Genomic DNA, 17,781 nt, shown 5'->3' with positions numbered 1-17,781 from the left:
AGCAGTATGATAACCATTAAAGAAGCGGTTTCTAAGAAGGAGATAAAACAATTTGTAACGTTCCCATTTTCACTCTACAAAGATTCTAAGTATTGGGTTCCTCCAATCATAAGCGAAGAAATTAAAGTGTTTGACAAAAACACAAACCCTGTGCTCCAAAATGCGGATGCGCAGTTGTTTCTAGCTTATAAAGATGGGGAAATTGTAGGGCGTGTGGCGGCCATCATTAATTGGCTGGAAGTCGGGAATAAAGATAGCCATAAAATTAGGTTTGGATGGATGGATATGGTTGACGATCTTGAAGTTACAAAAGCATTGTTAGCCAAAGTAGAAACCATTGGAAAAGCGCAAAACTTAAGCTATATGGAAGGGCCTATTGGTTTTTCTAACTTAGACAAAGTGGGGGTTCTCACTTATGGCTATGATGAAATTGGCACCATGGTTTCTTGGTATAATCACTCCTATTATGTGGAACACTTAAATTTGTTGAACTTTAAAGTTGAAAAAGAATATGTAGAACATAAGCATCAGTTTAGTGACATTTTAATCGCGGATTCAAACCGACTCGAAGCAGTCATTAAAGATCGTTACAACTTAAAGGCTTTGGATTTTAATAAAACAAAAGACCTAATGCCGTATGCAGATAAGATGTTTGATTTATTTAATCAAAGCTATGCATCCTTGTCCTCGTTTGTAGAGATTACAGACATTCAAAAAGCATTTTTAAAGAAGAAATTTTTAAATTTCATCAATCCGGAATACATTAAATTTGTGGTGAATGAGGCAGATGAATTGGTTGCGTTTGGAGTTGTAATGCCTTCTTTTGCAGAAGCACTACAAAAAATAAACGGTAAATTATTTCCGTTTGGAATTTTTCATATTCTGAAAGCAAAGCAGTCAAAAAAAGTGAATTTCTATTTAATTGGCGTCCATCCTGAATACCAAAAGAAGGGCGTACATTCCATTATTTTTAGCGCATTTCATAGAACCTTTCAAGAGAAAGGTATTTTAGAATGTCGAAGAACGCCAGAATTAGCGGACAATTTGGCGATTCAAAAATTATGGCGCGATTTTAATCCCGTGTTGATTAAAAAACGATGTACGTTTAGAAAAGAGTTGTAACTAACTACTCCCCCATGGCTGCTGCAACAGAAGCAGAAAGACGCTTATAAACTCCTTTTTCTAAGCGTTCTCTAATTACAGAAAATGCCTTTAAAGTTTCATCTACATCTGCTAAGGTATGCATAGACGTTGGAATCAACCTCAGCAATATGAGTCCTTTAGGAATCACTGGATATACCACGATGGAACAGAAAATTCCATGATTTTCACGCAGGTCTTTTACCAAGGCCATCGCTTCAGGAATACTTCCTTTTAGATATACGGGTGTCACACAACTTTGAGTGGTTCCTAAATCGAATCCTCTTTCGCGTAAGCCCGATTGCAATGCATTTACAATCATCCAAAGGTTTTCTTTAAGTTCGGGCATGGTTCGAAGCATGTCCAAACGTTTGAGAGCGCCTTTCACCAATTGCATTTGCAAGGATTTTGCAAACATTTGTGAACGTAAATTGTATTTTAAATAATCAATAATTTCTTTATCAGCGGCAATAAAAGCGCCTGTACTTGCCATGGATTTGGCAAAGGTTGCAAAATACACATCAATCTCATCTTGAACTCCTTGTTCTTCTCCTGCGCCTGCGCCTGTTTTTCCCAATGTTCCAAAGCCGTGTGCATCGTCTACTAAAAATCTAAAGTTGAATTTATTTTTCAACGCTGCAATTTCTTTTAGCTTCCCTTGTTCGCCGCGCATTCCAAAAACACCTTCGGAAATTACTAAAATTCCACCGCCTGTATGTTCAGCCATTTTGGTGGCACGCTCCAAGTTTTTTTCTAAACTTTCAATATCGTTGTGCTTATACGTAAATCGTTTTCCCATGTGCAAACGAACGCCGTCAATAATACAAGCATGTGAGTCCACATCATACACGATAATATCATCCTTCCCAACCAATGCATCAATTGTGGACATGATTCCTTGGTATCCAAAATTTAAGAGGTAGGTCGCTTCTTTACTTACAAATTCTGCTAATTCATTTTGTAGTTGCTCATGAAGCGAAGTGTGACCAGACATCATTCGAGCGCCCATCGGATAGGCAGACCCATAATCTTTGGCAGCTTCAGCATCCACTTTTCTAACTTCAGGATGGTTTGCAAGACCTAAATAATCATTTATACTCCAAGTGATGACATCTTTCCCCTGAAATTTCATACGGTTGGAAATCTGACCTTCCAATTTTGGAAACACAAAATAGCCTTCTGCATAGCTTGCCCATTTACCTAAAGGACCTTTGTCTTTATATATCTTTTCGAATAAATCTCTCATCATGATTCCTAGTTAGTTTGCTCCACAAAATTATACAATAATATTATGAATACATAATAATTTAAGCAATTAAACAGATATGAACCCTGTGTGAATGATTTGAATTAAGAAAGTGGAGGCTAATTGGTTTATATACCTTGAATTTAGTTTTTACTATTGCGATGTTCTTCTAACTTCTGTTCAATTTCTTTCGCTGTTTCCAAATCAGTTGATAAACCTTCTTTGTGTTTTTTATTGCGTCCAATCTTGAATTTCAATATTTTTAATATTTTTGAAATGCTTGATGTTATTTGTTACAAGCGTCATGTTATTTGAAACAGCACTTGCTCCAATTAACAAATCAAAATCATCTACAGTATTTCCGTTTTTTCTTAATCTTGCTTTTTCAATTGCATAAAAGTCAAGAGAGTTATAAATAGGAACAATTTTAATTCCGTTTATGAAATTATCTAATACTTCTTTATTTTTCTTTTTTTGTTCACTGTTTTCAACTCCGAATTTCAACTCGGCAAGTGTTATTTCAGAAATATAACAATTTTCAATTCCTGCCTTTTTGATTTTTTCATCAAGATTATAAAGACCTTTCATAAAGTAAATAGAAATATTTGTGTCTAATAAACATTTCATTATAAAGCTTCAATTTGTCTATCGAAATTTCTGTGATCTCTTAATTCAATTAATATTTCATCTGCTGATTTTTTTGATTTCCACGCACCAAATGCATCAGTTAATGAACTGTTACTGCTTGTAACATTTCCTTTCAAGGTTTTTGCGATTTTTTCGATTAAATTAATTTTAATTTCTGGACTTAAATTTTTTATAAGTCCAAAATAATTATCAAGTAATGCGGTATTTAAATCTGTCGTTTTCATATACCAAAGATAATATTTTTTTAATAAAGTTTGATTTATTGCTCGATTTTAAGTTCTAAATCAAGAACAATACCAAAAATCGACACCATTTTCTTTTGCAAATTCTTTAACTTCATCAAGTGTTTCTTTTCTCATTTTTTCAATTTCTTTTGGTGCTGTATCAATTACCATTATTCCTATACCATTTTTTTTTAATACTTCAATTTTGTATTAGCTCTTGTTAGCTAAGTTTCAAACTCCGTATAGTAGTGTCTTTATTTTGCAAGTTGAACTCTACATTCATCTCTAAGACAGAATTCCCACTTTAGCTTACTTAAAATCAAATCACCAAATGTCAAATCTTTTTTCTCATTTGTTCTATCAAAGAAAAAATTATCAATCCTAATATATAGAGTTATCGAAAAGTATTTTATAATTAAGCTGTTTATTATCAATACAGGCAATTTTAAAAGTCCAAGTACCAGATTTTTGAATCCAATGAAATCGCCCTCGGATTCAAAGTGTTTATCATATTCGAACTTATCGAAATTCAAATTATATTTTTCAATAAATTCAATAAGTAAGAAATAATTATCATCGCCCAAAAATTTTAAGTCATCAACAATTTTGGTATTCAGATTATTTATTTTCTCACCTGAAGCGTGTTCAAGAAATTTTTTAATCTCTCAATAAGCGTCTTTAATTTCAATGTATTTAAATTTCATATTTGAGGTTTTGGTAATGTATTACAACTACTCAATAAACTCAATACTTTGAGCAACCACCTCATTTTTAGCATCAAAAAAGCCTTGATCTTCCATCCATTGGTCATTAAACACTTTACTCATGTATCTGGATCCGTGATCTGGAAAAATTAAAACAACAACGTCTGTAGATTTAAAAGTATCTTTTTGATTGAGTTGTTTGACGGCCTGAACAACGGCTCCTGACGTATAGCCTGCAAACAAGCCTTCCGTTTGTGCCAACTCTCTTGCAGTATGCGCACTGTCTTCATCCGTGACTTTAACAAACTCGTCAATCGAATCAAAGTCGGTAGCTGTAGGAACCAAGTTTTTACCAAGCCCTTCAATGCGATAGGGATATATTTCATTGGAATCAAACTCTTTGGTTTCATGGTATTTTTTCAACACCGAACCATAAGCATCCACGCCTATAATTTTAATGTCTGGATTTTGTTCTTTTAAATAGTTTGCAGCCCCTGAAATGGTACCACCTGTGCCACTACACGCTACTAAATGCGTGATTTTACCTTGGGTTTGCTGCCATAATTCTGGCCCCGTAGATTGGTAATGCGCCTCTGTATTTAAACTATTAAAATATTGGTTGATATAGACCGATCCTTCAAGTTCTTTGTGCAAACGTTTTGCTACTTCGTAATACGAACGTGGATCGTCGGCACTTACGTGTGCTGGGCACACATAGACCTTCGCTCCCATACTCTTGAGCATGTCAATTTTATCTAAAGACGATTTTGAACTGACGGCTAATACACATTTATACCCTTTGATAATACTGACCATCGCAATACTAAAACCTGTGTTTCCAGAAGTTGTTTCAATAATGGTATCGCCTGGTTTAAGAATCCCTTTTTTTTCAGCATCTTCAATAATATGAAGTGCAATACGGTCTTTAGAAGAATGTCCCGGATTGAAACATTCCAATTTAGCAATAAAGGTACCAGGAGAACCCGACAAAATAGTATTCAACTTCACAAGAGGCGTGTTTCCAACCAGCTCTAGTACATTATCAAATATCAATTTATCTTTATTTACCAAGTTTGTGTATTTAAGTAAGCTACAAAATTACAATAATTTTTTCAAATCTATTTTGAAATCGATTCAAGATCTAATAAAAACGCATACTCTGCTGCCACTTCTTTCAGAGCTTCAAAACGTCCAGAAGCACCTCCATGTCCTGCCTCCATATTGGTTTGAAGATACAGTTGAGACGTGTTTTTATTCTGTGCTCTCAAGCGCGCCACCCATTTAGCCGGCTCCCAATACTGAACTTGTGAATCGTGCAGTCCCGTGGTCACTAACATATTAGGGTACGATTTATTGGAAATATTATCATAAGGTGAATACGATTTCATATACTCGTAGTAGTCTTTTTCGTTAGGATTCCCCCACTCGTCATACTCTCCTGTGGTCAACGGAATACTATCGTCTAACATGGTGGTGACGACATCTACAAAAGGCACCTGCGCTACGACGCCATTGTATAATTCAGGAGCTAAATTGATAATCGCTCCCATCAACAATCCACCAGCACTCCCACCCATCGCATAATGATGCTTAGCAGAGGTATAATTGTTTTCAATTAAATATTTTGAACAGTCCACAAAATCTGAAAAGGTATTTTTCTTTTTAAATAGTTTTCCATCTTCATACCATTGACGACCTAAATACTGTCCCCCTCTAATGTGTGCAATTGCAAAAATAAACCCACGGTCTAAAAGACTCATTCGAACCGTGGAGAAATACGGGTCAATTGTGCTTCCATAAGATCCATAAGCATATAATAACAAAGGAGTGTCAGATGATTTTTTAGTATCCACACGGCGTATTAAAGAGATTGGGATTTGAGTCCCATCCACAGCGGTCGCCCACAAACGTTCAGACGTATAATTTTCTTTTTTAAACTTTCCTCCCAATACTTCTTGTTCTTTTTGAACGGTTTTGGTTTTCGTCACCATGTCAAAATCAATCACAGAAGAAGGTGTGGTCAAAGACTGATAGCCGTATCGTAAAACAGTGGTGTCAAAATCAATATTCGTAGTGGTGTAAGCTGTATAAGTTTCACTGTCAAAAGGAAGGTAGTAACTATCAGTTCCGTCCCAACGTTTGATGTGGATGTGATTCAATCCGTTTTCACGCTCTGAAACCACTAAAAAGTCTTTAAATATTTCGATGTCTTCCAACAATACCGCTTCTCGATGCGGAATCACATCTTTCCAATATTTTTTTTCAGTTTGTGTTTCCGATGTTTTTGATAGCTTAAAGTTTTGAGCGCCATCGGCATTTGAGACGACATAAAAGGAGTCTTCAAAATGAGAAATACCATATTCTAAACCTCGAGTTCTCGCTTGAAATATTTTGAAATCGCCATCAGGAGTATTAGCATTTAAAATCTGATATTCCGATGTTAAGGTACTGTAACTCGCAATGACCAAATATTTGTCAGATTTGGTTTTATAAACACTGACTCCAAAAGTGTCGTCTGTTTCTTCATAAATCAATTCATCTGATTTTGGATCTGTATTCAATCGGTGTTTATAGATCGCTTCGGAACGCAACGTTGTTTCGTCTTTCAGCGTATAAAACAAGGTTTTGTTGTCATTTGCCCAAGTACTGCCACCCGTTGTATTAGAAATTTCATCCTTAAAAACTTCATTGGTTTTAAGATCTTTGATGTGTAATGTATATTGACGTCTGCCTGTGGTATCAATCCCGTAAGAAATTAAATCGTTATTAGAATTTATATTCAACCCAACCAATCTAAAATACGAATGATCTTTGGCCATGTCGTTACAATCAAACAGCAATTCTTCTGCCGCCTCTAAAGTTTCTTTTTTTCGTGTGTAAATAGGATAATCTTTCCCTTTTTCATATTTAGTAATGTACCAATAGCCGTTATATTTATAAGGGACTGAACTGTCATCTTCCTTAATTCTAGACTTCATTTCATCAAACAAATCTGTTTGAAATTTTTTGGTATGCCCCGTATGGGCGTTATAATAGTCGTTTTCTTTATTGAGATAGTCAATCACTTCTGGATTTTCTCTATCGTTTAACCAATAAAATTCATCAACACGCACATCGTCGTGCATTGTTAAATTTTTAGGAATTTGTTTTGCTATTGGAGCATTTGGTAATTCTGACATTGATTTCTGAGTCTTAGTATCACAAGAAAAAAGTGAACTTATTAAAATTAGAGAAAAGATTTTGAGTTTCATAAGCGTTTAGATTAAGTTTTTTCAATCCATAAACTTACAAAAAATAATTAGGGTTTGCGCAAAATTTCTAAAAGATTGGCATGCATGGCATCGGTATAATCTAAATGTGTGACCATTCTCAACTTGCCACTTCCCATATCGCTTACAAGAATATCGTGTGCTTTTAAATTGTCTAAAAACAGCGCTTCAGGGATGTTTGGGTTTAGTTTGAATATGACAATGTTAGTTTCCACAGGTTCAACACTTGAAACAGCTTCCAACTGTTGCAACACTTCTGCAATGTCTTTTGCTTTTTGATGGTCGTCTTTAAGGCGATCGTATTGGTGGTCCAACGCGTAAGATGCTGCTGCTGCCAGCGATCCTATTTGACGCATGCCACCACCCAACATTTTTCGAACGCGCAAGGCTTTGTTCAGCAGATCTTCGTCACCAACCAACATAGAGCCCACGGGAGCGCCTAAACCTTTACTAAAACAGACCGAAATGGTGTCAAAAACTTGACCGTACTGAAGTGCACTTTCTGGTTTAGCAACGAGTGCATTCCATAAACGGGCGCCATCCAAATGGAGTCCTAATTCATGGGCATCACAAACCGTACGAATTTTTGAAATCTCATTAAAATCCCAACAAGCGCCACCGCCTTTATTGGTCGTATTTTCTAAGGTCACCAAAGAGATCAATGGACTGTGGTAAAAATCAGGAGGATTGATCGCTGCTTCTACTTGAGCCGCCGTCATCATACCCCGATGTCCGTCCACAAGTTGACACGACACTCCGCTATTAAAAGAAACACCACCGCCTTCATAATTATAGACATGTGCATATTTATCGCATATCAATTGCTCTCCGGGTTGAGTATGGAGTTTGATAGCCGTTTGATTGGCCATCGTTCCAGAAGGGAAAAACAAGGCTTTTGGTTTTCCAAAAAGAGCGGCTACTCGAGCTTCTAAGGCATTTACCGTTGGATCTTCTGCATAGACATCGTCGCCTAATTTGGCAGTCCTCATTGCGTCCAACATCCCTTTGGAGGGTCTTGTAACGGTATCGCTTCTTAAATCTATTTGCATGAATTTTATTTTGGATATAAAACTACATATTATTTTCATTCTATACTATAAATTCTATTTTTGTATTTCGAAATAAAATTATGATAACACACGATCACATAAAAGATCTTTTTGAGCGCCTTGGAGCGTTGAGGAGGTATCTTTGACTTAGATGCCAAACGCATCGAAATTCAAAATGAAGAAGAAAAAACCTTTTCTCCTGATTTTTGGAACGATTCGAAAGCAGCCGAGCTGCTCATGAAATCTTTACGAGTCAACAAAAAATGGGTGAGCGATTTTGAAAAAGTGCAAACCTACACAGAAGACCTCGAAATCTTATTTGATTTTTTTAAAGAAGGAGAAACGACTGCTGAAGAAGTTGAAAAACAATTTGAGCTTGCCTCTACTTATTTAGAAGATATTGAATTCCGAAACATGCTTTCGGAAGAAGGGGATGGTCTCAGTGCCGTGCTACAAATTACAGCAGGTGCTGGTGGTACCGAAAGTTGTGATTGGGCGTATATGCTCATGCGTATGTATGTGATGTATGCAGAAAAAAATAATTTCAAAATTAAAGAGCTCAACCTCCAAAATGGGGATGTTGCTGGAATCAAAACCGTGACGCTTCAAATTGAAGGGGACTTTGCTTTTGGATGGTTGAAAGGTGAAAACGGCGTGCATCGTTTGGTGCGTATTTCTCCTTTTGATAGCAATGCCAAACGCCATACCAGTTTTGCCTCGGTCTATGTGTATCCTCTTGTGGATGATACAATCGAAATCGATATCAACCCTGCGGATATTGACATCACCACCGCGCGTTCCAGTGGTGCTGGTGGACAAAACGTGAATAAAGTGGAAACGAAAGTACAGTTAACCCACAAGCCTTCGGGAATTCAAATTTCTTGTTCTGAAACACGCTCACAACACGACAACCGTTCCAGAGCGATGCAAATGCTGAAATCGCAATTGTATGAAATTGAACTCAAAAAACAATTGGCACAGCGCGAAGATATTGAAGCAGGGAAAATGAAAATTGAATGGGGAAGTCAAATCCGAAATTACGTCATGCATCCCTATAAACTCGTCAAAGATGTGCGAACCGCTAAAGAAACGGGGAATGTGGACAATGTGATGAATGGTGACATCACCCCCTTCTTAAAAGCATATCTGATGCTGATGGGACAAAAAGAAAAACCAGATACGTTATGATAAAAATTTACCACAACAACCGCTGTCGGAAATCGCGTGAAGGGCTTCAAACCGTTCAAGCGTCTGAACAGCCCTATGAAGTTATTGATTATATTTCCAATCCTTTGGATGCAACTGAACTGAAAGAAATTATTACAGTTTTAGACATCGCACCCATCGATCTTGTGCGTAAGAATGAAGCAATATGGAAATCGGAGTTCAAAGGCAAGGAATTATCAGATCAAAGTATAATTAAAGCCATGGCAACCCATCCAAAACTCATAGAACGTCCCATTGTGATCCATAAAAACAAAGGCGTTATTGGACGTCCTAACGAGCGGATTCTGGACATTCTTTAACGTGCATTCTGTATATAGAATTCTAGTCTTATAATCTTCCAATTGTTTGTTTTTTTTTCTAAGTTAGCACTATGAAATTCCCAAACCCCCTGATTTCAAAAATAACCTCAAGAAAAAACAACAATTCGTTCAGAACGTTGACGACTTCTCATGAACGAATTGATTTTTCATCCAATGACTATTTGGGTTTTTCACGTCTAAAAACTATTACTAAAGCTGTTGAAAGCGCCTCAAAAAAAACTATGTTTGTAAATGGGAGTACAGGATCTAGACTCCTTTCTGGAAATCATGCAATACACATCGAAGTCGAAAATAAACTCGCAGGGTTTTTTAAAACCCCTAGTGCACTGCTTTTTAATTCGGGTTATGATGCAAATTTAGGTCTGCTTTCTAGCGTACCTCAACGAGGCGACATTGTTTTGTTTGATGAACTCTGTCATGCCTCAATTAGAGACGGTATTCGATTGTCAAATGCCACATCCTATAGTTTTAAGCACAATTCTATTTCGGATTTAAAAAAGAAATATTTAAATACCAAAACGGTATCAGCAACAATTTATATCGTTGTAGAATCAATTTACTCTATGGATGGAGATAGAGCACCTTTAAAAGACATCTCTGAGTTTTGTGCAAAACATTCGTGTTACTTAATTGTTGATGAGGCACATGCCACAGGCGTTTTTGGAACTCAAGGCAAAGGATTGATTGACGAACTTTGTTTAGGAGATTTTATTTTTGCGAGGGTCATCACATTTGGAAAAGCATTGGGGTGTCATGGGGCTGTTATTTTAGGTTCAAATGAGTTGCGAAATTATCTAATAAACTTTTCGAGGCCATTTATATATACGACCGCTATGCCCATTCATGCCGCTTTAACAATCAAATTTGCACTTAATGAACTTGAAATCACAGATCAGCTAACAAAGCTTAAAAGAAATATTAGGACGTTTATGAATGGCATTAAAATTCATAATTTACAAAACAAATTTATTGAAAGTGAAAGTGCTATTCAAAGTTGTATTATTGGCGACCCCTTAAAAGCAAAAGATATTGCTTCTAAAATCCGAAAAGAGAATTACGATGTAAAAGCAATTTTATTTCCAACAGTAGCTTTAGGAACAGAACGAATTCGGTTCTGTATTCATAGCTATAATTCCACCTCTGAAATTGAAGGCATTCTTCATATATTTAGTAACCTTATTTAAAAATAAATAAACCCCATATATACCCCACATGAAAAGCCTATTTATCACCGGAATTGGAACTGATGTTGGAAAAACAGTGGTATCTGCTATTGTCACTGAAGCATTAAACGCCGATTATTGGAAACCTATTCAGGCCGGCCAATTATCACACTCGGACTCTCATAAAATTAAAGCATTAATTAGCAATCCGCACTCAAAAATATTTGAGAACAGTTACGCATTGAAAACTCCGATGAGTCCACATGCAGCAGCTGAGATAGACGACATTCGTATTGACTCCAAAAAAATAGCAAAGCCAACTACAACAAACAATTTAGTTATCGAAGGTGCTGGCGGGCTATTAGTGCCTATAAATGATTCTGAAACTATTTTAGACCTTATTAAAAGTGACTATAAAGTTATTGTGGTGTCCAAACATTATCTAGGAAGTATTAATCATACACTTTTAACGATAGAATTATTAAAAAATAGAGGCATCGCTATTGCTGGAATTATATTTAACGGTAATGAGCTTAAAACCTCAGAAAGTATTATTAAAAAAATGACCAGTATTCCAATAATAGGAAGAATTAATGACGAAAAAATAATTAATAAAGCGGTCGTCAAAAGATACGCAACCCTACTGAAACCCTTATTAGAAACCCTATAATGAATTTAACTGAAAGAGATAAAGCCCATTTATGGCATCCCTTAACACAACATAAATTAAAGCCAAACCATTTGCCAATTGTAAAAGCAAAAGGCTCCTCGCTCTATGATAATCAAGGCAAAGAATATATAGATGGCATTGCGTCTTGGTACACTTGTATGTATGGCCACTGTAATGACTCTATTATTTCAAAGATTAAAGTGCAACTGGACGTATTAGATCAAGTTGTTTTTAGTGGCTTTACGCATAAACCAGCGATAGAATTATCAGAAAAATTGATGGCTATCCTCCCTTCAAACCAGAACAAACTATTTTTTTCTGACAATGGTTCTACCGCGGTCGATGTAGCTATAAAAATGGCGCTTCAATATTTTTTTAATAAAAAAGAAAAACGAACGCGGATTATAGCACTAGAAGATGCATTTCATGGCGATACTTTTGGAGCAATGTCCGTTTCAGGCTTATCTGTTTACAATGGGCCGTTTGAGTCATTTTTACTAACGATTGACAGAATTAAAGTTCCCACAAAAGACAATTTAAAAACTGTTATAACCAATTTTAAAAATTTGGTTGACACAGGTGAAATTGCAGCTATTATCTATGAACCGTTGGTTCAAGGAGCGAATTCAATGCGGATGTATGATGCTGATTTATTAGACGAACTGTTAGCCATAGCCAAAGAAAATAATGTCATCGCCATAGCTGATGAGATAATGACGGGTTTTGGGAAAACAGCTAAGAATTTTGCGTCTGAATACATGCTTCATCAACCCGATATTATTTGCATGTCTAAATCGCTTACTGCTGGCATCGCGCCAATGGCATTGACAAGTTGTACTCAAAAAATTTACGAAGCATTTTGTGATGACGATATTACAAAAGGTTTTTTTCACGGACATACCTATTCCGCCAACCCCTTAGCATGCACGGCGGCAATTGCCGGAATTGATTTATTAGTATCTAAAGAAATTCAAGACAGAATTTTAGAAATCAGTACGCGACACTTGGATTTTGAAACTCGTATTAAAAATCATAAAAACGTAAATGCTACTCGGTGTTTAGGCGTGATTTTTGCATTAGACTTAAAAGTAAAAATGGACAGATATGGATCCTTACGAGACACATTATTTAATTATTTTATGGAGGAAGGTGTGTTTTTAAGACCCTTAGGAAATACGATCTACATACTACCTCCATTTGTAATTACAAATAAAGAATTAGAAAGAATCTATGAAGTCATTGAAAATGCATTAGAACTAGTTTAAATGAAAGAAAAAATTTCAATAATGAGTATGGCCTCTATATCTGCACTTGGAAGTAATGACCAGCAAATTTGGGAGCAATACCTCACTGAAAAACATAACTTTATAAATAAAGCCTTCGACGGATTTGAATCCTTGGTGAGTGCGCTATCCGATAACGACTGGAAAGTTGTCAATTTACTAAAAGAATCTGCACATTATAAAGATTTAGATCCCTCTGTTTTACTGGCTATAGACGTTTCTAGAAAAGCAATAGCAAAAGTGTCTTGGAACAATAAATCTTTTGGAATTAATATTGGATCTTCGAGGGGCGCTACTACCCTATTTGAAAAATACCACTCGGAGTTTATACATAGTAAAAATGCAAATGTTTCAACCTTAAGTTCTCCGACAACCACCTTAGGAAACATATCCTCTTGGGTAGGTCACGATTTACAATCAAATGGGCCAACGATTAGCCATTCAATAGCCTGCTCTACCGCTTTACATGCGGTCTTAAATGGCATAGCCTGGATCACAAGCGGTATGGCCGATCGTTTTTTGGTGGGCGGATGTGAAGCATCTAATACACCTTTCACAATCGCACAGATGAAAGCCTTAAAGATTTATTCTAATGATAAAAGTGCGTATCCATGTAAAACTTTAGATTTTAATAAAAAACAAAATACAATGATAGTGGGCGAAGGTGCTGCCGTATTTTGTTTAGAAAAAGGCTCTAAAAAAAATGCAATCGCAATCATTGAAGGCATTGGATATGCAACAGAACCTTTAAAACATAATATTTCCATTTCAACCAATGCCGATTGTTTTCAGAAATCCATGGCAATGGCTATGAGCTCAGTTGAACCAGAAACTATTGATGTTATTGTCATGCACGCCCCTGGAACCATCAAAGGAGACACCTCCGAATACAATGCAATCAAACTATTGTTTAAAGATAAAACACCCGCTTTAACTTCCAACAAATGGAAAATCGGACATACACTTGGGGCATCGGGTGGTTTAAGTTTAGAACTCGCCATCCGAATGCTGCAACAGCAACAATTTATTAGTATTCCATTTTTGAAGGATCAAAAACATCCAAATAAAATAAAAAAAATACTAGTCAATGCCGTCGGTTTTGGAGGAAATGCGGTAAGTTTGTTGCTATCCATAAATTAAAATCCACGTTTTTTATAACCCCGAATTAAAGAAGAATTAAAATGAAAGCCTACTCAAAAAAAGATATCTTAGAAATATACAACAAACCATTAATGGAATTGGTTTTTGAAGCCGCGACTGTGCATCGACTGCATCATGACCCAACCAAAATTCAAGTAAGCACTTTAATTTCGATAAAAACGGGAGGCTGCCCCGAAGATTGCGGCTACTGCCCTCAAGCTGCTAGATATCATACAGGGATTGAAAAGAATGACTTAATGCCTGTAAACACCGTCATTAATTTAGCTAAAAAAGCAAAAAAAAATGGATCTTCTCGTGTATGTATGGGCGCTGCGTGGCGAAACGTCAAAGAAGGAGATGATTTCGAAAGCGTTTTAGAAATGGTTAGAGGCATCAGTCATTTAAATATGGAAGTTTGCTGCACACTCGGAATGATTACTGAAAGTCAGGCGTTGCGTTTGGCAGATGCAGGCTTACATTATTACAATCATAACCTAGATACTTCTGAAGACTATTACAAAGAAGTCATTTCTACAAGAGGTTATGATGACCGCTTAGAAACATTGAAAAATGTAAATAAAGGCGCTTTAAAAGTATGTTCCGGAGGCATCATAGGCATGGGCGAAAGTGTTGAGGATCGAATTGGAATGCTCATGAGCTTGTTGAGTTTAGAAAGAATTCCCGATTCCGTCCCCATTAATGCATTGGTTCCTGTAGAGGGAACGCCTTTAGCGTCTGAAAATATCATTCCCGTCTGGGACATTATTAGAATGATTGCGACCACAAGAATTGTGATGCCAAAAACAACGGTACGACTATCCGCAGGAAGAACAGAAATGAGTATGGAAGCCCAAGCTATATGTTTTATGGCGGGCGCCTCTTCCATTTTTGCAGGTGAAAAATTATTGACAACTCCAAATCCTGGAGAAGATAAAGATGCCGAAATGTTTTCTTTGTTGGGGTTAATTCCAACTGAAAAGAAAAAAGAAACGATTGATAACTTCAAAATTCGAAAATCTTTATTAAAAAAAGACGAAGCTGTTAAGTGGACACGTCCTGGGCATGTTATCGAAAGAAATGTAGAGGCCACAAAACAGGCTAAGGAACTTCGAAGAAAAATGAAATAGTACTTAAATAATTTCATTATTTAGACAATCTAACTCCTTATTATTTAACACAATATTAACCTGAACACACTGTTTAGGAAGTTATTTTTGTGTCCACTATTAACCGATATTTATGAATAAGTATTTCTTATTTGCCATTACTTTAGTTCTAGCTCATTGCTCTTTGTTTGCCCAAAGAAAAGTGGACAGCTTTGTTGTCTCTGGAACTATCCTAGAAAAAGAGAGCCAGCTTCCGCTTGAATATGCGACCATCGCATTTTTTAGCCCTACTGAAAATAAGATAATTCGTGGCGGCATTACAGATACCGAAGGTAATTTTAGCATTGCGATTCCGAAAGGAGTTTATGACATCTCCTTTGAATATTTCTCCTTTGAAACGCTTACAAAACCAAACTACAACATCACTCAAGATGTTAATTTTGGAGTGCTTAAAATGGCAGAAGACTTACAAGCATTGGATGCCGTTGACATCATTGCTGAAAGAACAACGGTTGAAATTAAATTAGATAAAAAAATATACAATGTAGGCAAAGACCTCACGGTAAGAGGTGGCAGCGTCAGTGATGTATTAAACAACGTGCCCTCTGTTTCTGTGGATATTGAAGGCAATGTCGCCTTGAGAGGAAATGAAAATGTACGTATTTTAATAAACGGAAAACCCTCTGGTTTGGTGGGGCTGAATTCAACCGATGCGTTGCGACAACTCCCCGCAGATGCGATTGAAAAAGTTGAAATTATCACCTCCCCTTCTGCGCGCTATGATGCTGAAGGGACTGCTGGAATTTTAAATATTATTTTGAGACGTAGCAAGCTACTTGGATTAAATGGTGCCATCATTCTAAATGCAGGACATCCAGATCAATTAGGGGGCTTGGGAAATATTAATTACCGTACAGGAAATGTAAACATCTTTAACACCTCTGGCTATTCTTACCGTAACAGTCCAGGGAATTCAACCACAAAAACTGAGTTTTTCAATACCGAATACGACGATGATGGAATATTTATTCAAGACGCTCCAAATACGTTTCGGAACGAATACCGCACCTTTGATCGGATTCGAAAAGGATTTAACAGCAACACAGGCATCGAGTGGTATATCAACCCAACCACCTCCTTAACATCTGCTTTTTTAGTTCGGAAAAATGACAATAGTAATGAGACCCTTAACAGGGCGGAAACCTTGGATGCATCCAAAACGCTTGTAAGTGAATCCTTGCGCTATGCTCCCGAATTTGAAACGGATGAAACCACACAGTTTTCTATTAATTTTGACAAGCAGTTTCACGGCAATAGCGAACACCGTTTGACCGTAGATTTCCAAGTTGAAAACAGTGCCGAAGACGAAAACTCCATCATTTATAATAATTCTGTGGTTGCCGAACGGGTTCAAACCATAGAAGATCAAGAGCGTGTTTTACTCAAAACAGATTTCACGCTTCCCATAGGAGAACACAGTCGTTTTGAAGCGGGCTATAATGGACGGTTCAGTAAAAACACAACGGATTATACATTAGAATTTTCTGAAAACGGTGTTTTTGTATTGGATACTGGCGTGAGTAACACCTTAATATATAAAGAAGATGTCAATGCGTTTTACTCCCAATTTGGAAGTAAACTCAAAGATAAATTTTCATTTTTATTTGGCTTGCGATTGGAATCGACACGGGTGACCATTCAACAACTCAGTACTAATGAATATAACAATAATAATTATGTGGGGCTCTTTCCTACGGTTAATTTGGGTTATGAATTCTCTGAAACGCAAAGCTTAACTTTAGGCTATAACCGCCGTATCAGCCGACCGCGTTCACGCTTTTTAAATCCGTTTCCTTCTAGAAGTAGCGCGACGAATTTATTTCAAGGCAATCCAAACATCACTCCAAGTTATTCGGATGGATTTGACATTGGCTACCTTAACGAATTTGGCATTTTAACACTCAATACCTCTTTGTATTTCAACCATGCAACCGATGTGTTCACTTATGTAAGTGAAGATACTGGCGAAGAAGTTGTGGTGGATGGTCAGAGTGTGCCGATCATTCGACGGGGCCCTATCAACTTGGCTGAAAACGACCGTTATGGGTTTGAGTTTACCCTCACCTACCGTCCAGCCAAAAAGTGGAATATGAATGTAAATTTCAACCTCTTTCAATCCATTATTAGAGGCACCTATAAAGGATTAAGTTATGATTCCGAAAACTTAAACTGGTTCATCCGTTTGAACAACAAATACACCTTACCCGGAAACATAGAATGGCAAACACGAGTAAGTTATGATGGTCCACGAATTGATGCCGTCAACAAACGAGAGGGTCGTTTTTCTACAAACATGGCATTTAGTAAAGATCTGTTCAAAGAAAAGGCATCTATTTCATTTAGTGTCAATGACCTCTTTAACACACAACGTCGCAATTTAGAATCTACGACGCCCACATTTTACAGCGATAGTTATTACCGATGGCGAGTACGTTCGTACAATTTATCCTTTACCTACCGTTTCAATCAGAAGAAAAAACGTGCGCCACGTGGCGGTTTTGGGAATGGTTTTGAGGGGTAACAAACAAAAAA

General features: G+C 36.8%; 15 protein-coding genes. 9 read left to right on the top strand and 6 right to left on the bottom strand.

Features of this window, described 5'->3' with window-relative positions:
• The first annotated feature begins 6 nt into the window (after window positions 1-6).
• Window positions 7-1,122, top strand: a complete 1,116-nt coding sequence (locus FORMB_RS11040; protein WP_069677509.1) for a GTP cyclohydrolase — start codon at window positions 7-9, stop codon at window positions 1,120-1,122.
• A 4-nt stretch (window positions 1,123-1,126) separates the two neighbouring features.
• Here FORMB_RS11040 and FORMB_RS11035 read toward each other — a convergent pair whose 3' ends face one another.
• From FORMB_RS11035 to FORMB_RS11005, 6 genes are all read right to left on the bottom strand, one after another.
• On the bottom strand, window positions 1,127-2,386 hold the full coding sequence (locus FORMB_RS11035) for an aminotransferase class I/II-fold pyridoxal phosphate-dependent enzyme (protein ID WP_069677966.1): 1,260 nt from the start codon (window positions 2,384-2,386) through the stop codon (window positions 1,127-1,129).
• Between the two features lie 231 nt (window positions 2,387-2,617).
• The gene (locus FORMB_RS11030; protein WP_083243955.1) at window positions 2,618-3,013 is read right to left on the bottom strand and encodes a type II toxin-antitoxin system VapC family toxin; all 396 of its coding nucleotides are present in this window, start codon (window positions 3,011-3,013) and stop codon (window positions 2,618-2,620) included.
• Complete coding sequence (locus tag FORMB_RS11025) at window positions 3,013-3,258, bottom strand: hypothetical protein (protein WP_069677507.1); 246 nt, start codon at window positions 3,256-3,258, stop codon at window positions 3,013-3,015. The genes FORMB_RS11030 and FORMB_RS11025 overlap by 1 nt, the downstream gene beginning before the upstream one ends.
• A gap of 731 nt (window positions 3,259-3,989) precedes the next feature.
• Window positions 3,990-5,033 carry a PLP-dependent cysteine synthase family protein gene (locus FORMB_RS11015; protein WP_069677505.1) on the bottom strand — a complete coding sequence of 348 codons (1,044 nt, stop codon included), beginning with the start codon at window positions 5,031-5,033 and terminating at the stop codon, window positions 3,990-3,992.
• Between the two features lie 47 nt (window positions 5,034-5,080).
• The gene (locus FORMB_RS11010) at window positions 5,081-7,141 is read right to left on the bottom strand and encodes a S9 family peptidase (protein WP_069677504.1); all 2,061 of its coding nucleotides are present in this window, start codon (window positions 7,139-7,141) and stop codon (window positions 5,081-5,083) included.
• 119 nt (window positions 7,142-7,260) lie between these two features.
• Entirely contained in the window at window positions 7,261-8,280 is a 1,020-nt protein-coding gene (locus FORMB_RS11005; protein WP_069677503.1) for a threonine aldolase family protein, read from the bottom strand.
• Window positions 8,281-8,360: 80 nt separating this feature from the next.
• Between FORMB_RS11005 and prfB the strand changes: the two genes are divergently transcribed.
• The 8 genes from prfB to FORMB_RS10965 all read left to right on the top strand — a co-directional run bounded on the left by prfB (window position 8,361) and on the right by FORMB_RS10965 (window position 17,770).
• Window positions 8,361-9,468 (top strand): peptide chain release factor 2 gene (gene prfB / locus FORMB_RS11000; protein ID WP_157498162.1). Its coding sequence is split into 2 segments (ribosomal slippage): window positions 8,361-8,423 and window positions 8,425-9,468, totalling 1,107 coding nucleotides; the frame shifts between segments, so codons are not numbered across the junction.
• Window positions 9,465-9,806 (top strand): arsenate reductase (glutaredoxin), encoded by a 342-nt coding sequence (gene arsC / locus FORMB_RS10995; RefSeq protein ID WP_069677501.1) that lies wholly within the window; start codon window positions 9,465-9,467, stop codon window positions 9,804-9,806. The genes prfB and arsC overlap by 4 nt, the downstream gene beginning before the upstream one ends.
• A 71-nt stretch (window positions 9,807-9,877) precedes the next feature.
• The gene (locus FORMB_RS10990) at window positions 9,878-11,011 is read left to right on the top strand and encodes an aminotransferase class I/II-fold pyridoxal phosphate-dependent enzyme (RefSeq protein WP_069677500.1); all 1,134 of its coding nucleotides are present in this window, start codon (window positions 9,878-9,880) and stop codon (window positions 11,009-11,011) included.
• Window positions 11,012-11,039: 28 nt separating this feature from the next.
• Window positions 11,040-11,660, top strand: coding sequence for a dethiobiotin synthase (gene bioD / locus FORMB_RS10985; protein WP_069677499.1), 621 nt, complete (start codon window positions 11,040-11,042; stop codon window positions 11,658-11,660).
• A complete protein-coding gene (gene bioA, locus FORMB_RS10980) occupies window positions 11,660-12,925 on the top strand; it encodes an adenosylmethionine--8-amino-7-oxononanoate transaminase (RefSeq protein WP_069677498.1) in 1,266 nt (421 codons plus the stop codon). Before bioD ends, bioA begins: the two co-directional genes overlap by 1 nt.
• Window positions 12,926-14,083 (top strand): beta-ketoacyl synthase N-terminal-like domain-containing protein, encoded by a 1,158-nt coding sequence (locus tag FORMB_RS10975; RefSeq protein WP_069677497.1) that lies wholly within the window; start codon window positions 12,926-12,928, stop codon window positions 14,081-14,083. It begins immediately after the preceding gene.
• A 41-nt stretch (window positions 14,084-14,124) separates the two neighbouring features.
• A complete protein-coding gene (bioB, locus tag FORMB_RS10970; protein ID WP_069677496.1) occupies window positions 14,125-15,210 on the top strand; it encodes a biotin synthase BioB in 1,086 nt (361 codons plus the stop codon).
• 112 nt (window positions 15,211-15,322) lie between these two features.
• Complete coding sequence (locus FORMB_RS10965) at window positions 15,323-17,770, top strand: TonB-dependent receptor domain-containing protein (RefSeq protein ID WP_069677495.1); 2,448 nt, start codon at window positions 15,323-15,325, stop codon at window positions 17,768-17,770.
• The last annotated feature ends 11 nt before the right edge of the window (window positions 17,771-17,781 follow it).

The sequence above is a fragment of the Formosa sp. Hel1_33_131 genome (genome assembly GCF_001735745.1).
GTDB lineage: Bacteria > Bacteroidota > Bacteroidia > Flavobacteriales > Flavobacteriaceae > Hel1-33-131.
This window is presented reverse-complemented; position numbering and strand designations above follow the sequence as displayed.

Coding starts and splice junctions, on each gene's coding strand:
- FORMB_RS11040 (WP_069677509.1), top strand. CDS start 7: ATGATAACCATTAAAGAAGCGGTTTCTAAGAAGGAGATAAAACAATTT.
- bioA (WP_069677498.1), top strand. CDS start 11,660: ATGAATTTAACTGAAAGAGATAAAGCCCATTTATGGCATCCCTTAACA.
- bioD (WP_069677499.1), top strand. CDS start 11,040: ATGAAAAGCCTATTTATCACCGGAATTGGAACTGATGTTGGAAAAACA.
- FORMB_RS10975 (WP_069677497.1), top strand. CDS start 12,926: ATGAAAGAAAAAATTTCAATAATGAGTATGGCCTCTATATCTGCACTT.
- FORMB_RS11030 (WP_083243955.1), bottom strand. CDS start 3,013: ATGAAATGTTTATTAGACACAAATATTTCTATTTACTTTATGAAAGGT.
- FORMB_RS11010 (WP_069677504.1), bottom strand. CDS start 7,141: ATGTCAGAATTACCAAATGCTCCAATAGCAAAACAAATTCCTAAAAAT.
- FORMB_RS11025 (WP_069677507.1), bottom strand. CDS start 3,258: ATGAAAACGACAGATTTAAATACCGCATTACTTGATAATTATTTTGGA.
- arsC (WP_069677501.1), top strand. CDS start 9,465: ATGATAAAAATTTACCACAACAACCGCTGTCGGAAATCGCGTGAAGGG.
- bioB (WP_069677496.1), top strand. CDS start 14,125: ATGAAAGCCTACTCAAAAAAAGATATCTTAGAAATATACAACAAACCA.
- FORMB_RS10965 (WP_069677495.1), top strand. CDS start 15,323: ATGAATAAGTATTTCTTATTTGCCATTACTTTAGTTCTAGCTCATTGC.
- FORMB_RS11005 (WP_069677503.1), bottom strand. CDS start 8,280: ATGCAAATAGATTTAAGAAGCGATACCGTTACAAGACCCTCCAAAGGG.
- FORMB_RS11035 (WP_069677966.1), bottom strand. CDS start 2,386: ATGAGAGATTTATTCGAAAAGATATATAAAGACAAAGGTCCTTTAGGT.
- FORMB_RS10990 (WP_069677500.1), top strand. CDS start 9,878: ATGAAATTCCCAAACCCCCTGATTTCAAAAATAACCTCAAGAAAAAAC.